Below are 17418 nucleotides of genomic sequence, written 5' to 3' on the forward strand. Positions count from 1 at the left end.
TTATGGGAGGCGACATCGAGACGGGTTTGCGTGATCACGGCGGTCCCGTCGACGACGACGGCCAGCCCATCCGCGGCGTGGGACCCATCGTGCTGCTACACGGATTGATGGGGCGTGGCCGGACCTGGCGGCGGCACATCCCGTGGCTCCGCCGATACGGCCGGGTGTTCACCTTCGACGCGGCCTTCCATACCGGTCCCGTGGCCGAGATGCCCACCGCGGCCGAGTTGTCGACCGAACGGTTCGTCGCCGACGTCGCCGAGATCCTGTGCTGGATCGACCAGGGGCCCGCACTCCTGATCGGTCATTCGATGGGCGGTCTGCACGCCTGGTGCACCGCTGCCGACTATCCGGAGTTGGTGTCCGCCTTGGTGATCGAGGACATGGCGCCGGACTTCCGTGGACGCACCACCCGCAACTGGACGCCGTGGTTCGACAGCTGGCCCGACCGGTTCACCTCACTCGAACACGCACAGCAGATGTTCGGTCCCGTTGCGGGACAATACTTCTACGACGCCTTCGACGACGGACGGCTGCACGGTGACCTCACGGTCTGGGCGGCGATCGCCGAGGAATGGGGTGGCCGGGATTTCTGGGAGCAGTGGCGATCGGTGACCGTGCCGTCCCTGATCATCGAGGCCGAGCACAGTGTGACACCGCCCGGACAGATGCGGGCCATGTGTGACGACCGCGACGATGCCGTCTACTTCCGCGTGGAGGGGGCGAATCATCTCGTGCACGACGACGCGCCGGATGTCTACCGCGGCGCGGTCGAGGCGTTCCTGTCCGCGCGTGGGATGTGAGTCCCGACGGTCAGTGTGCCTCTCCGGCAAGGCAATACCTGCCGTCGGTGGTCTGCTCCATCAACCCGTCGACCAGCAGTGAGTCGAGTGCGCGGTCGCGCTGGGCGGTGTCGGTGGTCCATACGGCGTCGAGCAGGTCACGCGACACCGGGCCGTCGGTGCCGCGCACCACATCGAGCAGCAGACCCCGCACCTGACGGTCCGTGCCGGCGAATTTCTGTACCTTCCGGGGCGGTCCGGAATGGGCCGGTTTGCCGAGGCGCACCCAGGTGCACTCGGTCAGGGGACACGCCGCGCAGTCGGGCGTGCGGGCGGTGCAGACGAGTGCGCCGAGTTCCATCAGGGCCGCGGAGAATCGTGGAGCCCGAGCCGAAGGAGTGCCGTCGGTGTTGCGCGGCAACAGATCTTCGGCGTCGGCAAGGTCGCGTCGCGACGGATTTCCGGGCTGTTCGCGCCCGTGTACGGCGCGCACGATGACGCGCCGGACATTGGTGTCCACCACGGGAACCGCCTGACCGTAGGCGAAGCACGCGACGGCTCGCGCGGTGTAGTCGCCGATGCCCGGGAGCGTCAGCATGGTCTCCACATCCTCGGGCACCCGGTCGTCGAACTCGGTGGCCAGCACGGTCGCGCATTCGTGTAATCGCAAGGCGCGCCGCGGATATCCCAGCTTTCCCCACGCTCGAAGGACTTCGCCGGGGGAGGCCGCCGCCATCGCCGACGGCACCGGCCACCGGGTCACCCAGTCGCGCCAGGGTTCGATCACCCGCGCCACCGGCGTCTGCTGCAACATGATCTCGCTGATCAGGATCTGCCACCCGGACAGTCCGTCCGCGCGCCAGGGCAGATCTCGTTCGTGGAGGTCGAACCAACTGAGCAGGGTGACCGGTGGCACACTGTGATTCATGAGCGACAAGTCACCGTCCACGGCATGGCAGACCCTCCGGGAGGGCAACGAACGTTTCGTCAACGGTGAGGCGCAGCATCCCAGTCAGGGTATCGAGGATCGCGCGCGCCTCGTGAGCGGGCAGCACCCGGACGTGGCGCTCTTCGGTTGCGGCGACTCGCGACTGGCCGCCGAGATCATCTTCGACCAGGGGCTCGGCGACATGTTCGTCGTCCGCACCGCGGGCCACGTGATCGATTCGTCGGTGCTCGGCTCGCTGGAGTACGCGGCGGTGGTGCTCGAGGTGCCGCTCATCATCATCCTCGGCCACGACAGTTGTGGCGCGGTGCAGGCAACCCTCGACGCGCTCGACGAACTGAAGATCCCGGGCGGCTACATCCGCGATCTCGTGGAGCGCGTGGCACCGAGCATTCTGGCCGGACGGTCGGAGGGGCTGACCCGCGTCGACGAGTTCGAGGCGCGTCACGTCGTGGAGACCGGACGGGTGATCATGCAGCGCAGCAGGCTGATCGCGGACCGGGTCGAAGAGGGCAAGCTGGCGATCGTCGGCCTGACGTATCACCTCGACGACGGCCGCGTGCATCTCCGTGGCGTGCAGGGCGACGTCGGCGACGACGCCATCGAGCCGATTGGACCCCACGTCTCTTAACCTCAGCTTTAGACTTTTCGCCGGTCAGGGCCCGTTTCCGCGACACGCCGATTCGGGTCGGACGGCCCATTATCGCGGGCCGTTAGCGTGGATGCCGTGATCGAACCGAACGGCCCGCTGCCTCCCGAGATCTATTGGCGACGTCGCATCGTCGCGATCGGTGGTGCCGTCGCGGTGATCGCGCTCGTCATCGGACTGATCGTGTGGTCGACGAGCGGTAACGACTCGGAGCCGACGAACACGGCGTCGACCGCGTCGCCGACGACCACCACCGAGACGACGCCGGAGAGTCCCGAGAGCAGTGAACCCGTGTCGGGTGGCGGCACCGGCGGCGGCGCCGGTTCGGAGTCCAGCGCGGAGGCCCCGGGCTCGGCCGCTCCGGGCGAATCGACCCCTGCCGGGGCATCGGGCGTGCCCGCACCCGTCCCGGCCTCCGGGTTGTGCCCCGACGCCAACATCTCGGTGGTGCTCTACACCGACAAGCCCACCTATCAGGTGGGGGACCAGCCGGTGTTCACCATCGTCACCACCAACGCCGGGCTCACCGAGTGCGCGCGGGATGTCGGCAAGGCCGCACAGAACGTCGTCGTCCGCACCCTCGACGGCACCCGCACGCTGTGGACCGCCCGCGACTGCTCCCCGTTGCAGACCGTCAACAACGTGACGCTCAAGCCGAGCCAGCAGGTCCGCGACACCATCACATGGTCGGGGACCACCAGTAGCCCCGGCTGCGACAAGCCGCGCGTCCCGGTGGGTGCCGGTTCGTATCAGGCCGTCGGCAAGATCGGCGAGAAGGAATCCGCTCCGATCACCTTCAACGTCGTGGCGCCTGCTCAGCAGCCGTAGAAGTTGGCGTAACCGTCACCGATGCGGTGAGACACGCCGCCGCAAGGGCGGTTTCGGCCCGGAGCGGTGACGGTTACGCCACATGCAGCCGCCTCACAATGGATAACACGTCGGCTTCGACCGCTGCCCAATCGTGGACGACCTGCCGATAGGTCAGGCGGATGGTGGTGTAGCCGAGTTCACTGGCACGCCTGTCTCGTTCCCGACCGGCCTCGAAACGCTCGACCCCGGTGTGGAACGACTTGCCGTCCACCTCGATGATCAGGGTGCCGATCAGCAGGTCGACCCGGCCGACACCGGCGATCCGAACCTGCGTCCGGACAGGTAGTCGGTGGCGGCGCAAGCGCAGGCGGACCAGCGTCTCGGTACCGGACTCCGCGCAGGGATCACACAGATCCAGCAGGGCGCGAACTCGTTTCGGGGCAGACGCCAGTGCGGATTCGATGTCGACACGGGACATCAGGCCCTGATTCAGAATCGAATCGCACACCACGACGAGTCCCTCGTCGTCCAGGCAGCGCGCCGCATGGCGGAGGGCCATCGGCACATCATCGACCGCGGCTTCTTCGGGTTGCGGACGTGCATACATACGGCACAGGGTGTTCGGTCGTCGGTGCGCCTGCGAGTTCCCGCGGGCGTGCAGGTGTTTCGCATGTTCGGGGACCCACACCCCGTGCAGGCGCAGAGCCGAGATACAGCTCAGGACACCGCCCGCGCGGACGGCCTCGCACACCGAATCGTCGGCGTACTCCGTCGCGTACCAGCCACGCCGCAGCCGGCGTAGACGTCCGCTGTTCACGAGCCGACGGAACTCGGCTCTGTTGACCGGCAATTCGTGGAGCGGCAGGACGCCGTAGGGAGTCATGCGAGAGAGTCTGCGGCGCACCACCACTCACGTACATCCGGATGTCCACAGACAGGAAGGGTGTGGATGGTGGGTTTGCACAACCGTCACCGATGCGGTGAGATATGGCGCCGCAGGGGTGGTTTCGGCCCGGAGCGGTGACGGTTACGCCACCGACTCACTCGAAGCGTTCGATGCTGCTCTCCGCGAGCCGGGACAGACCTTCGCGGATGTGGCGAGCCCAGATGCTGCCGATGCCCTCGACGGCCTGCAGATCGGCGGCACTGGTCGCGAGGAGGGACTGCAGGGTGCCGAAGCTCCGCACGAGCCGGTCGACGTGCGCGAACTGCAGGCGTGAGATGCGGGCGAGGAGACGGTAGCCCCGCGGACTCATCGCGGTGTCCTGGGCCTCGATGGTGGTGGGATAGCCGAAGGTGCCGGCCAGCAGGGTGAGGTCGAGGAGTTCGGTGTCGCTGAGTCCCTCGATCATCTCGAGGGCCTGCCGCACCTCCTCGGTGCCGGCCGGTTCCGGGCTGGCGTAATAGTCGCGGACGAGGAGTTCGCGCATGGTATCCATGTCGCTGATGAGTTCCTCCAGCTGCAGGCTGACCTGACGGCCGTTCACACCGAGTTCGAGGACGTACTCCTCGATCTCGACGGACACGCGGCGGACCATCTCCATGCGCTGTGCGGCCGACATGGCATCGCGGAGCAGGACGTAGTCCTCGATCTCGGCACGCGACAGCTGCGCGGTCACCTCGTCGAGCCTGCTCTTGTAGCGCTCCAGGGTGGCCAGTGCGACGTTGGCGCGGGAGAGGATCGGATCGGAGCTCTCGACGACCCGCCGCTGCCCGTCGACGTAGATGCTGACGATCGACATCGACGCACTCACCGAGATCACCGGATGCCTGGTCTGGATGGCGGTTCGCTCGGCAGCACGGTGCCGGGTGCCGGACTCCTCGGTGGGGATGGACGGATCGGGGACGAGCTGGACGTTCGCGCGGACGATCCGTTTGCCGTCGGTGGACAGCACCACCGCGCCGTCCATCTTGGCCAACTCGCGAAGTCGGGTGGGGGCGAACTCGACGTCGAGGTGGAAGCCGCCGTCGCAGATCCGCTCGACGTCGGAGTCGTGCCCGAAGACGATGAGGGCGCCGGTACCGCCGCGCAGAATGCGTTCGAGGCCATCACGCAAACCCGTGCCGGGAGCGACCCGGGCCAGGGTTTCCCTGGTCAGTTCGGACATGCCGGTCTCGGGCATCGGGTTTTCCATTCTGCTGGGGCGGGCGATCCGGGATGGCGCCGGGTGAACGCCCGCGGCCGGGCGCCGACGGCCTCGACGGCCGCTGCGACTAGGGTAACGCCACGTGAAGACCCAATTCGTCGTGCCCGAGGACCTCGACCCGATCGAGCGGCACCCCAAGGCCCCCAAGCCGGGTGAGCCGATGCCCCCGCACAATGCGGTCTGTTACGGCTGCGGACCCGAATCGCCCCAGGGACTACGCCTGAAGATGGTCGCCGGTGAGGACTTCGAGATGAGCGCCGAGATGCTCGTCGAGTCCCGATTCGAGGGTGGCCCGGGCGTCATCCACGGCGGCATCATCACCACGGCCTTCGACGATGTGCTCGGCATGCTGCCGCGACTGGTGGGGCCGTCGGCGGTGACCGGGCATCTCGAGGTCGACTTCCTCGCACCGATCCCGGTGGGCGCGACCCTCAAGTTCCGGGCGAAGCTGCTCGGGCGGCAACGCCGCAAGTTGTACGCCGAGGGCTTCGCCTACATCGACGACCCGGAACATCCGGTGGCGCGGGCACATGCCATCTTCATCACTATCAATGCCCGCGCGCATTTCGCGGATCACCTCGCGGCGAGCACGCTTCCGGACGACCAGAAGCAGCGTCTGGCCCCCAAGGACCCGTTCGCCGAGCAGAAGGGCTAGCGGGTCAGAACGGTGCGTCGGCCACCTTCATGAGTGCGGCGCGCACCGCCTGATGCAGGTCGGACACCCGGGTCACCTTGATGCCCTCGGGGAGTTTCTCGTCGGAGCCTGCGGGGATGATCGCGTGCCGGAATCCGAGGCGTTTGGCCTCGGCGACGCGTCGGGCGACCGCCGACACCCGCCGCACCTCGCCGGCGAGTCCGACCTCGCCGATCGCCACCGTGGTGTGCGGCACCGCCACATCCCGCATGACCGAGGCGACCGACAGCGCGATGGCGAGATCGGCGGCTGGTTCGGTGACCCGCATGCCACCGACCGTCGACGCATAGACCTCGTGCTCATGCACCTTGGTGCCGAGGCGGCTCTGCAGCACCGCGAGCACCATCGCGACCCGGGCCGAATCCAGGCCGGACACCGCGCGCCGCGGCGTCGCCATCTGCGTCGGATTGGCGAGGGCCTGGATCTCGCCCACCAGCGCGCGTTTGCCGTCGAGGGTGACCATCGTGGTGGAGCCGGTGACGTCCGCCTCGCGCTGATGCAGAAAGATTCCGGACGGGTCGGTGACCTGGTGGATACCGTCGTCGCGCTGTTCGAAGCACCCCACCTCGTCGGCCGCACCGAAGCGGTTCTTGATGCCGCGCACCATGCGGAGACTGGAATGCCGGTCGCCCTCGAAGGACAGCACCACGTCGACAAGGTGCTCTAGCGACCGCGGTCCGGCGACCGCGCCGTCCTTCGTGACGTGGCCGACGAGCACCACGGCGATGCCGCGGTTCTTCGCGAGGGAGACCAGAGCGGTGGTGACCGCGCGGATCTGGGTGACACCCCCGGTCACCCCGTCGACCCCGGTGGCGACCACGGTCTGCACCGAATCCATCACCACGAGTGAGGGATTCACCGTGTCGATGTGACCGAGGATGGTCGCCAGGTCGGATTCGGCGGCGAGGAAGATGTTCTCGTGCACCGCGTCGGTGCGCTCGGCGCGGAGTCGCACCTGACCGGCGGACTCCTCACCGGTCAGGTAGAGCGCGGTACGGCCGCCGTGCGCCCACTGCTTCACGGCCTCGAGGAGCAGCGTCGACTTGCCGACGCCGGGTTCACCCGCGAGCAGGATCACCGAGCCGGGCACGATGCCGCGTCCGAGGACCCGGTCGAGTTCACCGATGCCGGTCGCGATCGCGTGCGAGGCGTTGGCGTCCACCTCGGTGATGCGGCGCGCGGGACTGGTGGGGGTGACGCCGCTGACCTTCGAGGCCTGTGCGGGCAGTGCGGCGATCTCGTCGACGGTGCCCCATTCGCCGCACTCCGGGCAGCGGCCGACCCACTTGGCGACCGAATGCCCGCATGCACTGCAGCGGAAGGAGGATTTGGGTTTGGCCACGCTGTCACCCTATGTCGCCGCACCGACACGGTTCAGCGGCACACCGGACGGGCGGCGTCCCGGGGTGCCGGTGTCTCACCGTCCGGCCACTGCAGGTCGACCCCGATGAACCGCGGGCGATAGATGGTGACCTCCCGGTACACGTCGCCGCCGGGTGCGGTGTCCAGGCTGTTCACGTTGTAGGAGATGACCAGCCTTGTGGGCGTGGAGAATTCGGGATGAACATGCGCGTTGTAGGTGTACACGTCCGGATCGCCGTAGGTGCCGAGCGGGCCGCCCTCGGGTGTCTCGAACAGGGTCGTCGGCGGACCGAAGGGCCCGGTGGGTGCGTCGGCGAAGCGGCCGACGAGCCGGTTGCCAAGTCCCGCACCACCTTCCATCGTCGTCAGCATGTACCTGCGCGGGGAGATCCGGTGCACCGACAGTTCGGCGGAGATCCCACCGGTCACCCGCGCCGACGAACTCTCCGCCGACGACCAGCCGCGCCCGGTCCAGAACGCGAATCGCCCGCGCAGATCGTCGCCGGTCACCCGTGCGATGTGCAGATACTTCCGGTCGCCGTGGGCCTCGACGCCGTACACGTAGGTGTGGTCGCCATCGGGCAGAACCCATTGACCCCACTGGATTCCGCGGGTGCGGGGCAACGGGGTCACCGACTCCGCCCGTTCCGGCCGCGCGGGATCGAAACGGGCCAGCGACGATCCGACGAAGCCGAAGTCCAGGGGGCCCGGGCCGGTGGCGCCCCACTCGCCGAGCGGTACCTGGATGGCGCCACCGAGATAGGTTGCGGCACCGAACCAATACCAGTGCTCCGGGGTCGTCGGTGCGACGAGGGATGCGGGATTGCCCGGCGTCCCGCCGACGACCGTCCGTAACCGGCCGTCGGCCTCCCGGATGACGAAGGAGTTGTTGACGAAATCCGCGTCCTTCGGACGCGTCGGCGGACGGACCGGCGCGAGGAACGTGTCGGAGAATGCGAAGAGCTCACGGCCGCCGGGCAGCGGGGTGGACCAGGTGGAGTCGCCGCCCGTCCAGCCCGCGCCGGAGTCCGCATAGGCCGTCAGGGCGTCGTCGAGACAATCGATCGAACCGACGGCACCGACCGTCGGCGGGTCAGGTGTGTCCGTGTGCTCCGGCCAGGGCCGGAAGAGTCCGAGCGCGAGCGCGGCGATCGCCACGAGGACGATCAGACGCGGTGCGCTCCCGGCGCCGATCCGCAGACGATGTCCGCGGGGTGGATCAGTGGTGGCCACCCTCGCCGGCCGGTGCCTCGGCCTGGCGGACCTTGTCCTGACGCGTCAGGTAGGTGCCGGTGTCCACCGGGGTGTGGACGGTGATCGCGCCCGCGCGCTCGAAGTTGAACACGAGCGGGACGGTGAGGCCCGTGGCGACGGACTTGCCGGTGCCGTTGAGCTTCACGGAGATGCGCTTGGTCTCCGGGTTGGACTGGCCGCTCTCCGGTTCCAGGATGCCGACGGGCTTGCCCGCCCGAAGGGCGCCGTTGGCGGGGATGACCCGCTCGTCGGAATCGGCCTCGATGGTGACCGTGCCGCCCATGGGGGCGTCGATGGACTTCAGGGTGTCGTTCTCGACCGGATCCTGGTTGCTGATCACGAAGGAGATCTGGAAGGGGCCACCGTTGCCGAAGACCTCGTCGGCCTTGTCGGACGGGTAAACGATCTGCACATCACGCAGCGCGAGCGAGCCGTCGTTGACGCCTGCGCCGTTGACGGCGGGCAGCTGGTTGGCGGTCTGCGAGATCTGACCGGCGCCACAACCCGCGGTGCCGAGCGCGACGGCGATCCCGACCGCGGCGACCGCCACGCTCTTGGCTGCGGTGGTCGTCGGCCGTGCCGAACGCCGAGCGGTATTGCGAAGCACTGACACCCGATTCCTCCCAGGTCCTCGAAGCCGGTCGCATCGTCGCGAACCCTGCACTACGCAGCGTAGTGGGCGCGGGAGCGAAAAGTGCGCTCGGGTGCCGGATTGGTTGTGGAGCGGTCGGCCGGTCACCCCGCGACGGTGCCGCCTCGCGCGGCTCCGAGCGGCCGGGCGGTGCGGCGTCCGGGGGTCACCGGCAGATGGTTTGTGCTGGTCATCTCCGGTCGGCCAGGGGTGGTACGACGACCCCTAGGTGCCCGTGACCTGCACCGTTGTGTGGGGCCTCACAGGCGTCCGTGTTAGACTGGAGTTACTCGAAAGGGGCTCGAACATTGAATTTCAAAGTTGGCGACACCGTTGTCTACCCCCATCACGGTGCTGCCCGAGTCGAAGACATCGTGACTCGGACCATCAAGGGTGAACAGATCGAATACCTCGTTCTGAAAGTTGCCGATGGCGACATGACCGTTCAGATCCCGTCGACCAAGCTTGAGTACGTCGGCGTCCGCGACGTGGTCGGGGCCGAGGGGCTCGACGAGGTCTTCCAGGTCCTCCGCGCCCCGCACACCGAGGAGCCCACCAACTGGGCACGCCGGTTCAAGGCGAACCAGGAGAAGCTCATCTCGGGCGACATCATCAAGGTGGCCGAGATCGTCCGCGACCTCTGGCGTCGCGAGCAGGATCGCGGTCTGTCCGCAGGTGAGAAGCGTATGTTGACCCGCGCGCGCCGCGTACTCGTCGACGAACTGTCGCTGGCGCAGAACACCGACGACGAGAAGGCGACCAGCATTCTCGACGAGGTGCTCGCCGCAGCGTCCTGACGCTTGCCGAACGAATCCGCGTCGTCGATCTGTGTCGTGATCCCCGCTGCGGGATCGGGCACCCGGCTCGGCGAGGCCCTGCCGAAGGCATTCGTCGATCTCGACGGCGCCACCATCATCGAGCGCTGCGTCCGGAACGTGCCGCACGCGCTCGATGCGACGATCGTCGTGGTCGTACCCGCGGACCTGGTCGACCGAGCCCGGTCCCTGCTGCCCGATGACGTGACCGTCGTCGTGGGCGGTGCACACCGATCCGACTCGGTCCGTGCGGGTATCGCCGCGGCCGGAGCGGCCGACATCATCCTGGTGCACGATGCCGCGCGTCCGCTGACGCCGGCATCGGTGTTCACGCGTGTCGTCGATGCCGTCCGCGACGGACATCCGGCCGTGGTACCCGGTCTGCCCGTGGCGGACACCCTCAAGGAGGTCGTCCCCGGTGACGGCACAACGACCGAGCAGGTCGTCCGCACTGTGGATCGCGAGCCGCTCCGGGCCATTCAGACACCGCAGGGCTTCATTCGGGACGCCCTGCTGGCCGCCCACGCCGACGACAGCGGACTGGCCACCGACGACGCCGGTCTCGCCGAGCGTGCCGGGATCGACGTGCATGTGGTCCCGGGCGATCCGCTGGCCATGAAGATCACGACGCCGTGGGATCTGCGCATCGTGCGCGACATCCTCCGGTGAGGGAGGTGACAGACATGAGAGTCGGCATCGGTACCGATGTGCATCGCATCGACGAAGCGGTGGATTGCTGGATGGTCGGGCTGTTCTTTCCGGACGAGCCCGGCTGCGCAGGGCATTCCGACGGCGACGTGGGTGCGCACGCCCTGTGCGACGCGGTGTTGTCCGCGGCCGGTCTCGGTGACCTCGGCACCGTGTTCGGGACCGGGCGGCCGGAATGGGACGGCGTCTCCGGGGTGGCGATGCTCGAACATGTCCGTGGTCTGGTGGCCGAGGCGGGCTTCGTCATCGCGAACGCCGCGGTCCAGGTGATCGGCAACCGTCCGAAGATCGGCCCGCGCCGCGACGAGGCGCAGCGGGTGCTCGGCGACGCGCTCGGCGCCCCGGTGTCGGTGTCGGCGACCACCACCGACGGCCTCGGACTGACCGGTCGGGGTGAGGGTGTGGCGGCCATGGCCACCGCGCTGGTCCTGACCAGGTAAGATTGCTCGTCGTGACCTTGCGCCTGTATGACACCGCCGCACGTGAGGTGCGCGACTTCGAGCCGCTGTATCCGGGCCGGGCATCGGTGTACCTGTGTGGCGCAACGGTTCAGGGCGTCCCGCATATCGGACATGTGCGCAGTGGCATCGCCTTCGACATCCTCCGGCGCTGGCTCGAACACCAGGGCCTCGATGTCCTCTTCGTCCGCAATGTCACCGACATCGACGACAAGATTCTCCGCAAGGCCGCCGAGGCGGGACGTCCGTGGTGGGAGTGGGCGGCCACGCACGAGCGTGAGTTCACCTCCGCGTACGACGCACTCGGTGTGCTCCCGCCGTCGGCCGAGCCGCGGGCGACCGGATTCGTGACCCAGATGGTCGAATACATGGAGCGGCTCATCGAACGCGGTCACGCATACGCGTCGGACGGCAATGTGTACTTCGACGTGGCGAGTCAGCCCGATTACGGCATGCTGTCCGGCCACAAACTCGACGACGTGCATCAGGGGGAGAGTGCGGGGACCGGGAAGCGTGACCCGCGTGACTTTACTCTGTGGAAGGCGGCGAAGCCGGGGGAGCCGTCCTGGCCCACGCCGTGGGGTCCGGGTCGACCGGGCTGGCATCTGGAGTGCTCGGCAATGGCCACCTCGTTGCTGGGTGCCGAATTCGATATCCATTGCGGTGGAATGGATCTCATCTTCCCGCACCATGAGAACGAGATCGCCCAGTCGCATGGCGCGGGCGACCCGTTCGCTCGGTACTGGCTGCACAACGGCTGGGTGACCATGGGCGGCGAGAAGATGAGCAAGTCGCTGGGCAATGTGGTGGCGATACCGGCGATGCTGACCCGGGTGCGCGCCGTCGAACTGCGCTACTACCTCGGCAGTGCCCACTATCGGTCCATGCTGGAGTACTCCGAGGGCGCGCTCACCGAGGCCGCCGCCGGATACCGGCGCATCGAATCCTTCGTGGCACGCGTATCCGCACGCGCGGGTGAGGTCGCCGTCGGCGACGTGCCCACGGAATTCGCGGACGCACTCGACGACGACCTGGGGGTGCCGGCCGCACTCGCAGTGGTGCACAACGTCGTCCGCCAGGGCAACACCGCGCTCGAATCCGGCGACAGCGCAGGCGCGTTGGCCGCGGCCGGGCAGGTCCGCGCGATGATGGGCATACTGGGAACCGATCCACTCGACCCGCGGTGGGCCGCCGATTCCGCGGATGATTCGGCCGCGACATCGGCACTCGATGTGCTGGTGCGCGCGGAGCTCGATCGTCGGGCGCAGGCACGTGCCGACAAGGACTGGCCCGCTGCCGACGCGGTTCGTGATCGTCTCGCCGAGGCGGGTGTCGAGGTCACGGACACGCCGGACGGGGCGCAGTGGTCGCTGAAGGGAGAGTCCTGACATGGCCGGCAATTCCAAACGCAAGGGTGCGATCCGCAAGGACGGCACCAAAAAGGGGCAGACCACGGGTTCCGGGGGCCAGCGCCGCCGCGGTCTCGAAGGTCGTGGGGCCACACCGAAGGCCGTGGACCGGCCGTACCATCCGGCGCACAAGCGGGCCAAGGCCGCCGCGAAGTCGGCAGCCGGACGTGCGGGCGCTCCCCGCAATCGGGGCCGGAAGGACGACGGCCCCGAATATGTGTTGGGCCGCAACCCTGTTCTGGAGTGTCTGCGCGCCGGGGTGCCCGCGACCGCGCTGTATCTGGCCACGAACTCCGAACCCGACGATCGGGTCGCCGAAGCCGTTCAGATCGCAGGCGACCAGGGCATCTCGATCCTGGAGGTGGGCAAGCCCGAGCTGGACCGGTTGTCCGCCAACGGTTTACACCAGGGCATCGCACTGCAGGTGCCCGAGTACCGGTACGCGCACCCCGACGACCTGATGCGGGACGCGCAGAACAGCGGTACACCACCGCTGCTGGTGGCCCTCGACAACATCACCGACCCGCGCAATCTGGGCGCCGTGATCCGATCGGTGGCGGCGTTCGGTGGTCACGGTGTGCTGATCCCGCAGCGCCGAAGCGCCAGCGTCACCGCGGTGGCGTGGCGTACCAGCGCGGGCGCGGCGGCCCGGCTGCCTGTTGCGCAGGCGCCGAATCTCACCCGCACACTGAAGGATTGGGCCGCGGCCGGAGCGCAGATCGTCGGCCTCGACACCGAGGGCGATGTCAGCCTCGACGACTACGACGCGACCGGCCCGACCGTGATTGTCGTCGGCTCGGAGGGCAAGGGGCTCTCCCGGCTCGTCCGCGAGACCTGTGATTCCATCCTGTCCATCCCGATGGCCGGTGACGTGGAAAGTCTCAACGCCTCCGTGGCCGCGGGCGTCGTGCTGTCCGATTTCGCCCGTCAGCGCCGGTCCTAGCCCGGCGGCGATGATCGATCTCAACGCCGATCTCGGCGAGGGAGTCGGCGACGACGAGGCCATGCTCACCGTGGTGAGCAGTGCCAATATCGCCTGTGGCTTCCATGCCGGCACGCCAGTCGGTCTGATCGACACGTGCCGGGCCGCGGTCGAGTGGGGGGTGCGCATCGGCGCTCAGGTCTCGTATCCGGACCGCGACGGATTCGGCCGGGTGTTCATGGACGTCGACCCGCAACGGCTCATCGCCGACATCCTGTATCAGATCGGAGCGCTCGACGCGCTCGCGCGCTCCGTCGGTGGGCGCGTGTCCTACGTGAAACCGCATGGCGCGCTGTACAACTCGATCGTCACCCATGAGCGTCAGGCCGACGCGGTGGTCGCGGCCGTGCGTTCCTACGGCGAGGGGCTGCCGTTGATGGGACTGCCCGGTTCGCTGTCCGTGCGCCGTGCCGAGGCGGACGGGGTGCCCGTCATCACCGAGGCCTTCGCCGATCGTGGCTACCGGAACGACGGGAGCCTCGTGCCCCGTTCCGAACCGGGAGCGGTGCTGACCGAGAGCGCCGAGATCGCCGCACGCGTGGTGCGGATGGTGCGCACCGGAACGGTCGTCGCCGACGACGGTTCGGTCATCGACGTGGCCGCCGAATCGATCTGCTTGCACGGGGATACGCCGGGCGCGGTGGAACACGCCCACGCGGTGCGCGACGCACTCCGCGCCGAGGGAATCCCCATCGGGTCATCCGGGCCGTCCTGACGGAGGGATGCGGGCGTGTGACCGAGACCGGCTCCACCGTCCGGATCGTCGTCTATGTTGGGGTGCATGGCGAGCAGTGACAGCAGTGGCATCCGGGTGACCACCGCCGACGGCGTGGTCGAAGGCGTTCGTGGCAAGCGCAGCCGCCGCGGGACCATCAGCTGGAAGGGCATTCCCTTCGCGGCACCCGCGGTGGCAGGCAACCGGTTCCGTGCACCACAACCGGTCGATCCGTGGCCCGGGGTCCGGCAGTGCCGCGGCTACGGCAAGGCCGCGATCCAGGACAAGCGATTCACGGCCATCGGCCCGGGCAAGTACCAGCCGATGGGTGAGGACTGCCTCACCCTCAACGTGTTCGCGCCCGAGCGGACCTCGAGGCGTCCCCGACCGGTCATGGTGTTCATCCACGGCGGTGCGAACATCCTGGGCACCACGGCCACCCCGCTGTACGACGGTTCGCTGCTGGCCCGCAGCCAGGACGTCATCGTCGTCACCGTGCAGTACCGCGTCGGTCCGTTCGGCTACCTCGATCTCAGCTCGTACAGCACCGACAACCGGCAGTACGACTCCAATCTGGGCCTCAAGGATCAGGTCGCGGGCCTGAGCTGGGTGCAGCGCAACATCGAGGCCTTCGGTGGCGACCCGGACAACGTCACGGTCTTCGGCGAGAGCGCCGGCGGCGCGGCGGTGCTCACCCTGCTGAGCACGCCCGCGGCCGAGGGACTGTTCACCCGTGCCATCGCACAGAGCCCGGCACCCGAGCTGGTCGTCGGTGCCGAGGGCGCGAAGAACTACGCCGACGAGTTCCTCCGCATCCTGCGCGATCCACAGCATCGCCCGAAGGCGATCGACCCGGACGCCGAACCGCTGTCCGCGGAGGAGGCGCAGGCACTGCTCGCCCGGTCGTCGTCGTACGAGATCCATGCCGCGGGCAATCGCCTGATGAAGTTCGCCAACGTCGCGGGTACCGCGGATGCGGTGCCCTACGGTCCGGTCATCGACGGCGACTATCTGCCGATGTCCCCCTTGGAGACGGCCGCCCGTGGGCGCACGCATCCGGTGCCGCTCATCATCGGGACGAACCACGACGAGGGACAGTTGTTCAGCAAACTCTGGAAGATCCTGCCGGAACCGGACCGCATGCTGGCCCGGTTCGAGGTCGAGCAGAGCCGCGAGACGATCGCGGACCTCTATCGAAGTGGCCGCGGCGATCTCGTCGAGCTGGCCGGGGACTCGATCTTCTGGGGTCCGATGGTCGCATTCGCGTCGGGGCACAGCGCGGTCGCGCCGACCTTCGTCTACCGCTACGACTTCGCCACGCGCGTTCTACGGGCCACCGGCTTCAAGGCCACCCACGCCACCGAACTGTTCGCGGTCTTCGGGGCGTACCGCACGGCGATCGGTGCCGGACTCGCCGTCGGAGACTGGGCCTCGACCGGGCGCGTCATCGACGACGTCCAGGACCGCTGGGGAGCCTTCGCGACAGCGGGTGTGCCGGGGGCGGGCTGGCCGACCTACAACACCGAATCCCGACAGGTGCTGATCATCGACGACCCAGACCGGGTTGTCGCGGACCCGGAATCCGCGCGTCGCCGTGCGTGGATCGCCGCCTACTCCCTCACACCGGATCAGATCGGGGAGACCGGCTGATCGTCGCTGTTCAGGGCACCCAGTGGTCCGGCGGGTCCGCCGCGAGGAAGGACACCGCCAGGGGATTGAACAGTTCGGGCGCCTCCAGCGGCAGGATGTGCGTGCCCGGAAGGATGGCCAGGCGTCCGCGGGGGAGTGTCCGGGAGAGGGCGAGGGCATGTTCCGGGGCCACGACACCCGAGTCGCCGGTGACGACGAGCGTGGGTGCGGTGATCGATGCGAAGTGGCTCAGTTCGAAGTTCGGTTCGCGTTCCAGGAGATCGACGATCTTCGCGTAGACGGTGTCGAAGTGCCCGATGCCCTCGGGCGCGGCGAGCCCGTACGCCTCGCGCAACCGATGGACGGATTGGGACCGCGGATCACGGATCTGCTCCAGTGCCTCCGGTGCCGTGTGGCCCGCCGGCTCGATGTAGGTGGACACCGTGATCATGCGATGCACGAGATCGGGACGTTGCCGGGCGATGAGGAGTGCGATCACGCCGCCGTCGGTCCATCCGATCAGATTGGCGGGCACGCGTACTTCCTGCTCCAGATACCGGATGGTCTCGATGACCATGTCGGCGTAGGAGAACGGACCGGGACGATCGGGGGAGTGACCGTGGCCGCTGCGTTCGGGCACGTAGAGGTCGTATCCCGCCGCGGCCAGGTCAGTGAACTGGGCGCCCCAGGTGGAGGCGCCGCCGAACGCGCCGTGGATCAGAACCGTCGACGGCCCGGACGGATCCCCGCCCCGGAAATGCCAGATCGGACGACCGGCCACATCGACATATGTGCCGCCGTCGACCTCCTGACCCGGGACAACCTCAACCACGTCCGCCATCGTTTCAGACCGGCTGCCGCCGTGGGGCTACGGTTGTGACTCGGTTCCACAACGAGGTCCGCAACCCCGACGGGAGACATGACGATGCTCCGACGCCGTTCGTCCGTGCTGCGAGCAGGCCCGGCAGTGTTGTTGACGGCACTGATGCTCGCGCTCGGAGCGTGCGGCAACGACGAGCCCGAGGGAACCCCGGTCGTCTCGCCGCCGACGACCACGGCGACCGCCATGTCGGCACCGTCGTTGCCTCCGCTGCCACCGACGACGCCGGTGTGGCAGCCGCCATTCGTCGACCACGTCGAATGGGTGACCCTCGATCAGGGACGCAGTCTGCAGATCTACCCGACGACGGCGGGTCGGCGCACCGACGGCGTGCGCGACGCCGATGTCGCCTGGCGTGAAGTGCTGGCCGCCGCGCCGGACGCGGATACCCCCGGTATGCGTGCACAATTCGACTGCCACTGGCAGTTCGCCCGCCTCGTCGATCCGGAGAAGCCGAGCTGGAACATCGAACCGTGGCGGCCGGTGGTCACCGAGGAGGACATGATCGCCACCCGATGCAATCCGGGCGGCCCGGAGGAGTAGCCGC

General features: G+C 68.3%; 19 protein-coding genes. 12 read left to right on the top strand and 7 right to left on the bottom strand.

Annotated elements, in window-relative coordinates:
- Positions 1 to 2: 2 nt before the first annotated feature.
- Complete coding sequence (locus AC4JJG_RS10965; RefSeq protein WP_495401383.1) at positions 3 to 803, top strand: alpha/beta fold hydrolase; 801 nt, start codon at positions 3 to 5, stop codon at positions 801 to 803.
- 10 nt (positions 804 to 813) lie between these two features.
- On the opposite strand, the gene AC4JJG_RS10970 is transcribed toward AC4JJG_RS10965, so the two are convergent.
- On the bottom strand, positions 814 to 1710 hold the full coding sequence (locus tag AC4JJG_RS10970) for an HhH-GPD family protein (protein ID WP_495401208.1): 897 nt from the start codon (positions 1708 to 1710) through the stop codon (positions 814 to 816).
- Between AC4JJG_RS10970 and AC4JJG_RS10975 the strand changes: the two genes are divergently transcribed.
- Positions 1709 to 2359: a carbonic anhydrase gene (locus tag AC4JJG_RS10975; protein ID WP_495401210.1), complete on the top strand. Its 651-nt coding sequence runs from the start codon at positions 1709 to 1711 to the stop codon at positions 2357 to 2359. The genes AC4JJG_RS10970 and AC4JJG_RS10975 overlap by 2 nt on opposite strands.
- Before the next feature lie 96 nt (positions 2360 to 2455).
- Positions 2456 to 3205 (top strand): hypothetical protein, encoded by a 750-nt coding sequence (locus AC4JJG_RS10980; protein WP_495401211.1) that lies wholly within the window; start codon positions 2456 to 2458, stop codon positions 3203 to 3205.
- Positions 3206 to 3278: 73 nt separating this feature from the next.
- Here AC4JJG_RS10980 and AC4JJG_RS10985 read toward each other — a convergent pair whose 3' ends face one another.
- Together AC4JJG_RS10985 and disA are read right to left on the bottom strand one after the other, a co-directional pair.
- Complete coding sequence (locus tag AC4JJG_RS10985; RefSeq protein ID WP_495401212.1) at positions 3279 to 4070, bottom strand: endonuclease domain-containing protein; 792 nt, start codon at positions 4068 to 4070, stop codon at positions 3279 to 3281.
- 157 nt (positions 4071 to 4227) lie between these two features.
- Complete coding sequence (gene disA, locus AC4JJG_RS10990) at positions 4228 to 5310, bottom strand: DNA integrity scanning diadenylate cyclase DisA (RefSeq protein ID WP_495401213.1); 1083 nt, start codon at positions 5308 to 5310, stop codon at positions 4228 to 4230.
- A gap of 124 nt (positions 5311 to 5434) precedes the next feature.
- Between disA and AC4JJG_RS10995 the strand changes: the two genes are divergently transcribed.
- Positions 5435 to 5989, top strand: coding sequence for a PaaI family thioesterase (locus tag AC4JJG_RS10995; protein ID WP_495401384.1), 555 nt, complete (start codon positions 5435 to 5437; stop codon positions 5987 to 5989).
- 4 nt (positions 5990 to 5993) lie between these two features.
- Here the strand turns inward: AC4JJG_RS10995 and radA are convergent, their stop codons facing one another.
- The 3 genes from radA to AC4JJG_RS11010 are packed head-to-tail and all read right to left on the bottom strand — an operon-like array spanning position 5994 to position 9257.
- Complete coding sequence (gene radA / locus AC4JJG_RS11000; protein ID WP_495401215.1) at positions 5994 to 7370, bottom strand: DNA repair protein RadA; 1377 nt, start codon at positions 7368 to 7370, stop codon at positions 5994 to 5996.
- Between the two features lie 32 nt (positions 7371 to 7402).
- A complete protein-coding gene (locus tag AC4JJG_RS11005; protein ID WP_495401216.1) occupies positions 7403 to 8623 on the bottom strand; it encodes a DUF5005 domain-containing protein in 1221 nt (406 codons plus the stop codon).
- The gene (locus tag AC4JJG_RS11010; protein WP_495401217.1) at positions 8610 to 9257 is read right to left on the bottom strand and encodes a copper chaperone PCu(A)C domain-containing protein; all 648 of its coding nucleotides are present in this window, start codon (positions 9255 to 9257) and stop codon (positions 8610 to 8612) included. The genes AC4JJG_RS11005 and AC4JJG_RS11010 overlap by 14 nt, the downstream gene beginning before the upstream one ends.
- Before the next feature lie 326 nt (positions 9258 to 9583).
- Here AC4JJG_RS11010 and AC4JJG_RS11015 point away from each other — a divergent pair, with 326 nt between their 5' ends.
- The 7 genes from AC4JJG_RS11015 (at position 9584) to AC4JJG_RS11045 (ending at position 16012) form a co-directional block, all read left to right on the top strand.
- Complete coding sequence (locus tag AC4JJG_RS11015; protein ID WP_240862766.1) at positions 9584 to 10072, top strand: CarD family transcriptional regulator; 489 nt, start codon at positions 9584 to 9586, stop codon at positions 10070 to 10072.
- 3 nt (positions 10073 to 10075) lie between these two features.
- Positions 10076 to 10759 (top strand): 2-C-methyl-D-erythritol 4-phosphate cytidylyltransferase, encoded by a 684-nt coding sequence (ispD, locus tag AC4JJG_RS11020; RefSeq protein WP_495401218.1) that lies wholly within the window; start codon positions 10076 to 10078, stop codon positions 10757 to 10759.
- 14 nt (positions 10760 to 10773) lie between these two features.
- Positions 10774 to 11238, top strand: a complete 465-nt coding sequence (gene ispF, locus AC4JJG_RS11025; RefSeq protein ID WP_495401219.1) for a 2-C-methyl-D-erythritol 2,4-cyclodiphosphate synthase — start codon at positions 10774 to 10776, stop codon at positions 11236 to 11238.
- 11 nt (positions 11239 to 11249) lie between these two features.
- On the top strand, positions 11250 to 12644 hold the full coding sequence (gene cysS, locus AC4JJG_RS11030) for a cysteine--tRNA ligase (protein WP_495401221.1): 1395 nt from the start codon (positions 11250 to 11252) through the stop codon (positions 12642 to 12644).
- Position 12645: 1 nt separating this feature from the next.
- On the top strand, positions 12646 to 13608 hold the full coding sequence (gene rlmB, locus AC4JJG_RS11035; protein ID WP_495401222.1) for a 23S rRNA (guanosine(2251)-2'-O)-methyltransferase RlmB: 963 nt from the start codon (positions 12646 to 12648) through the stop codon (positions 13606 to 13608).
- A 10-nt stretch (positions 13609 to 13618) separates the two neighbouring features.
- Positions 13619 to 14362 carry a LamB/YcsF family protein gene (locus AC4JJG_RS11040; protein ID WP_495401223.1) on the top strand — a complete coding sequence of 248 codons (744 nt, stop codon included), beginning with the start codon at positions 13619 to 13621 and terminating at the stop codon, positions 14360 to 14362.
- A 66-nt stretch (positions 14363 to 14428) separates the two neighbouring features.
- The gene (locus AC4JJG_RS11045) at positions 14429 to 16012 is read left to right on the top strand and encodes a carboxylesterase/lipase family protein (protein ID WP_495401224.1); all 1584 of its coding nucleotides are present in this window, start codon (positions 14429 to 14431) and stop codon (positions 16010 to 16012) included.
- A gap of 10 nt (positions 16013 to 16022) precedes the next feature.
- Here the strand turns inward: AC4JJG_RS11045 and AC4JJG_RS11050 are convergent, their stop codons facing one another.
- Positions 16023 to 16832, bottom strand: a complete 810-nt coding sequence (locus AC4JJG_RS11050) for an alpha/beta fold hydrolase (RefSeq protein WP_495401225.1) — start codon at positions 16830 to 16832, stop codon at positions 16023 to 16025.
- A gap of 78 nt (positions 16833 to 16910) precedes the next feature.
- Between AC4JJG_RS11050 and AC4JJG_RS11055 the strand changes: the two genes are divergently transcribed.
- A complete protein-coding gene (locus AC4JJG_RS11055) occupies positions 16911 to 17414 on the top strand; it encodes a DUF2599 domain-containing protein (RefSeq protein ID WP_495401226.1) in 504 nt (167 codons plus the stop codon).
- Positions 17415 to 17418 lie beyond the last annotated feature (4 nt).

Source organism: Gordonia sp. B8661-1 (assembly GCF_059427765.1).

Excerpts from the sequence above, each read along its gene's own strand:
- AC4JJG_RS11050 (WP_495401225.1), bottom strand. The coding sequence starts at position 16,832 with ATGGCGGACGTGGTTGAGGTTGTCCCGGGTCAGGAGGTCGACGGCGGC.
- disA (WP_495401213.1), bottom strand. The coding sequence starts at position 5,310 with ATGCCCGAGACCGGCATGTCCGAACTGACCAGGGAAACCCTGGCCCGG.
- AC4JJG_RS10965 (WP_495401383.1), top strand. The coding sequence starts at position 3 with ATGGGAGGCGACATCGAGACGGGTTTGCGTGATCACGGCGGTCCCGTC.
- AC4JJG_RS11045 (WP_495401224.1), top strand. The coding sequence starts at position 14,429 with ATGGCGAGCAGTGACAGCAGTGGCATCCGGGTGACCACCGCCGACGGC.
- AC4JJG_RS11040 (WP_495401223.1), top strand. The coding sequence starts at position 13,619 with ATGATCGATCTCAACGCCGATCTCGGCGAGGGAGTCGGCGACGACGAG.
- AC4JJG_RS11055 (WP_495401226.1), top strand. The coding sequence starts at position 16,911 with ATGACGATGCTCCGACGCCGTTCGTCCGTGCTGCGAGCAGGCCCGGCA.
- AC4JJG_RS10975 (WP_495401210.1), top strand. The coding sequence starts at position 1,709 with ATGAGCGACAAGTCACCGTCCACGGCATGGCAGACCCTCCGGGAGGGC.
- rlmB (WP_495401222.1), top strand. The coding sequence starts at position 12,646 with ATGGCCGGCAATTCCAAACGCAAGGGTGCGATCCGCAAGGACGGCACC.
- AC4JJG_RS10985 (WP_495401212.1), bottom strand. The coding sequence starts at position 4,070 with ATGACTCCCTACGGCGTCCTGCCGCTCCACGAATTGCCGGTCAACAGA.
- ispF (WP_495401219.1), top strand. The coding sequence starts at position 10,774 with ATGAGAGTCGGCATCGGTACCGATGTGCATCGCATCGACGAAGCGGTG.
- AC4JJG_RS10970 (WP_495401208.1), bottom strand. The coding sequence starts at position 1,710 with ATGAATCACAGTGTGCCACCGGTCACCCTGCTCAGTTGGTTCGACCTC.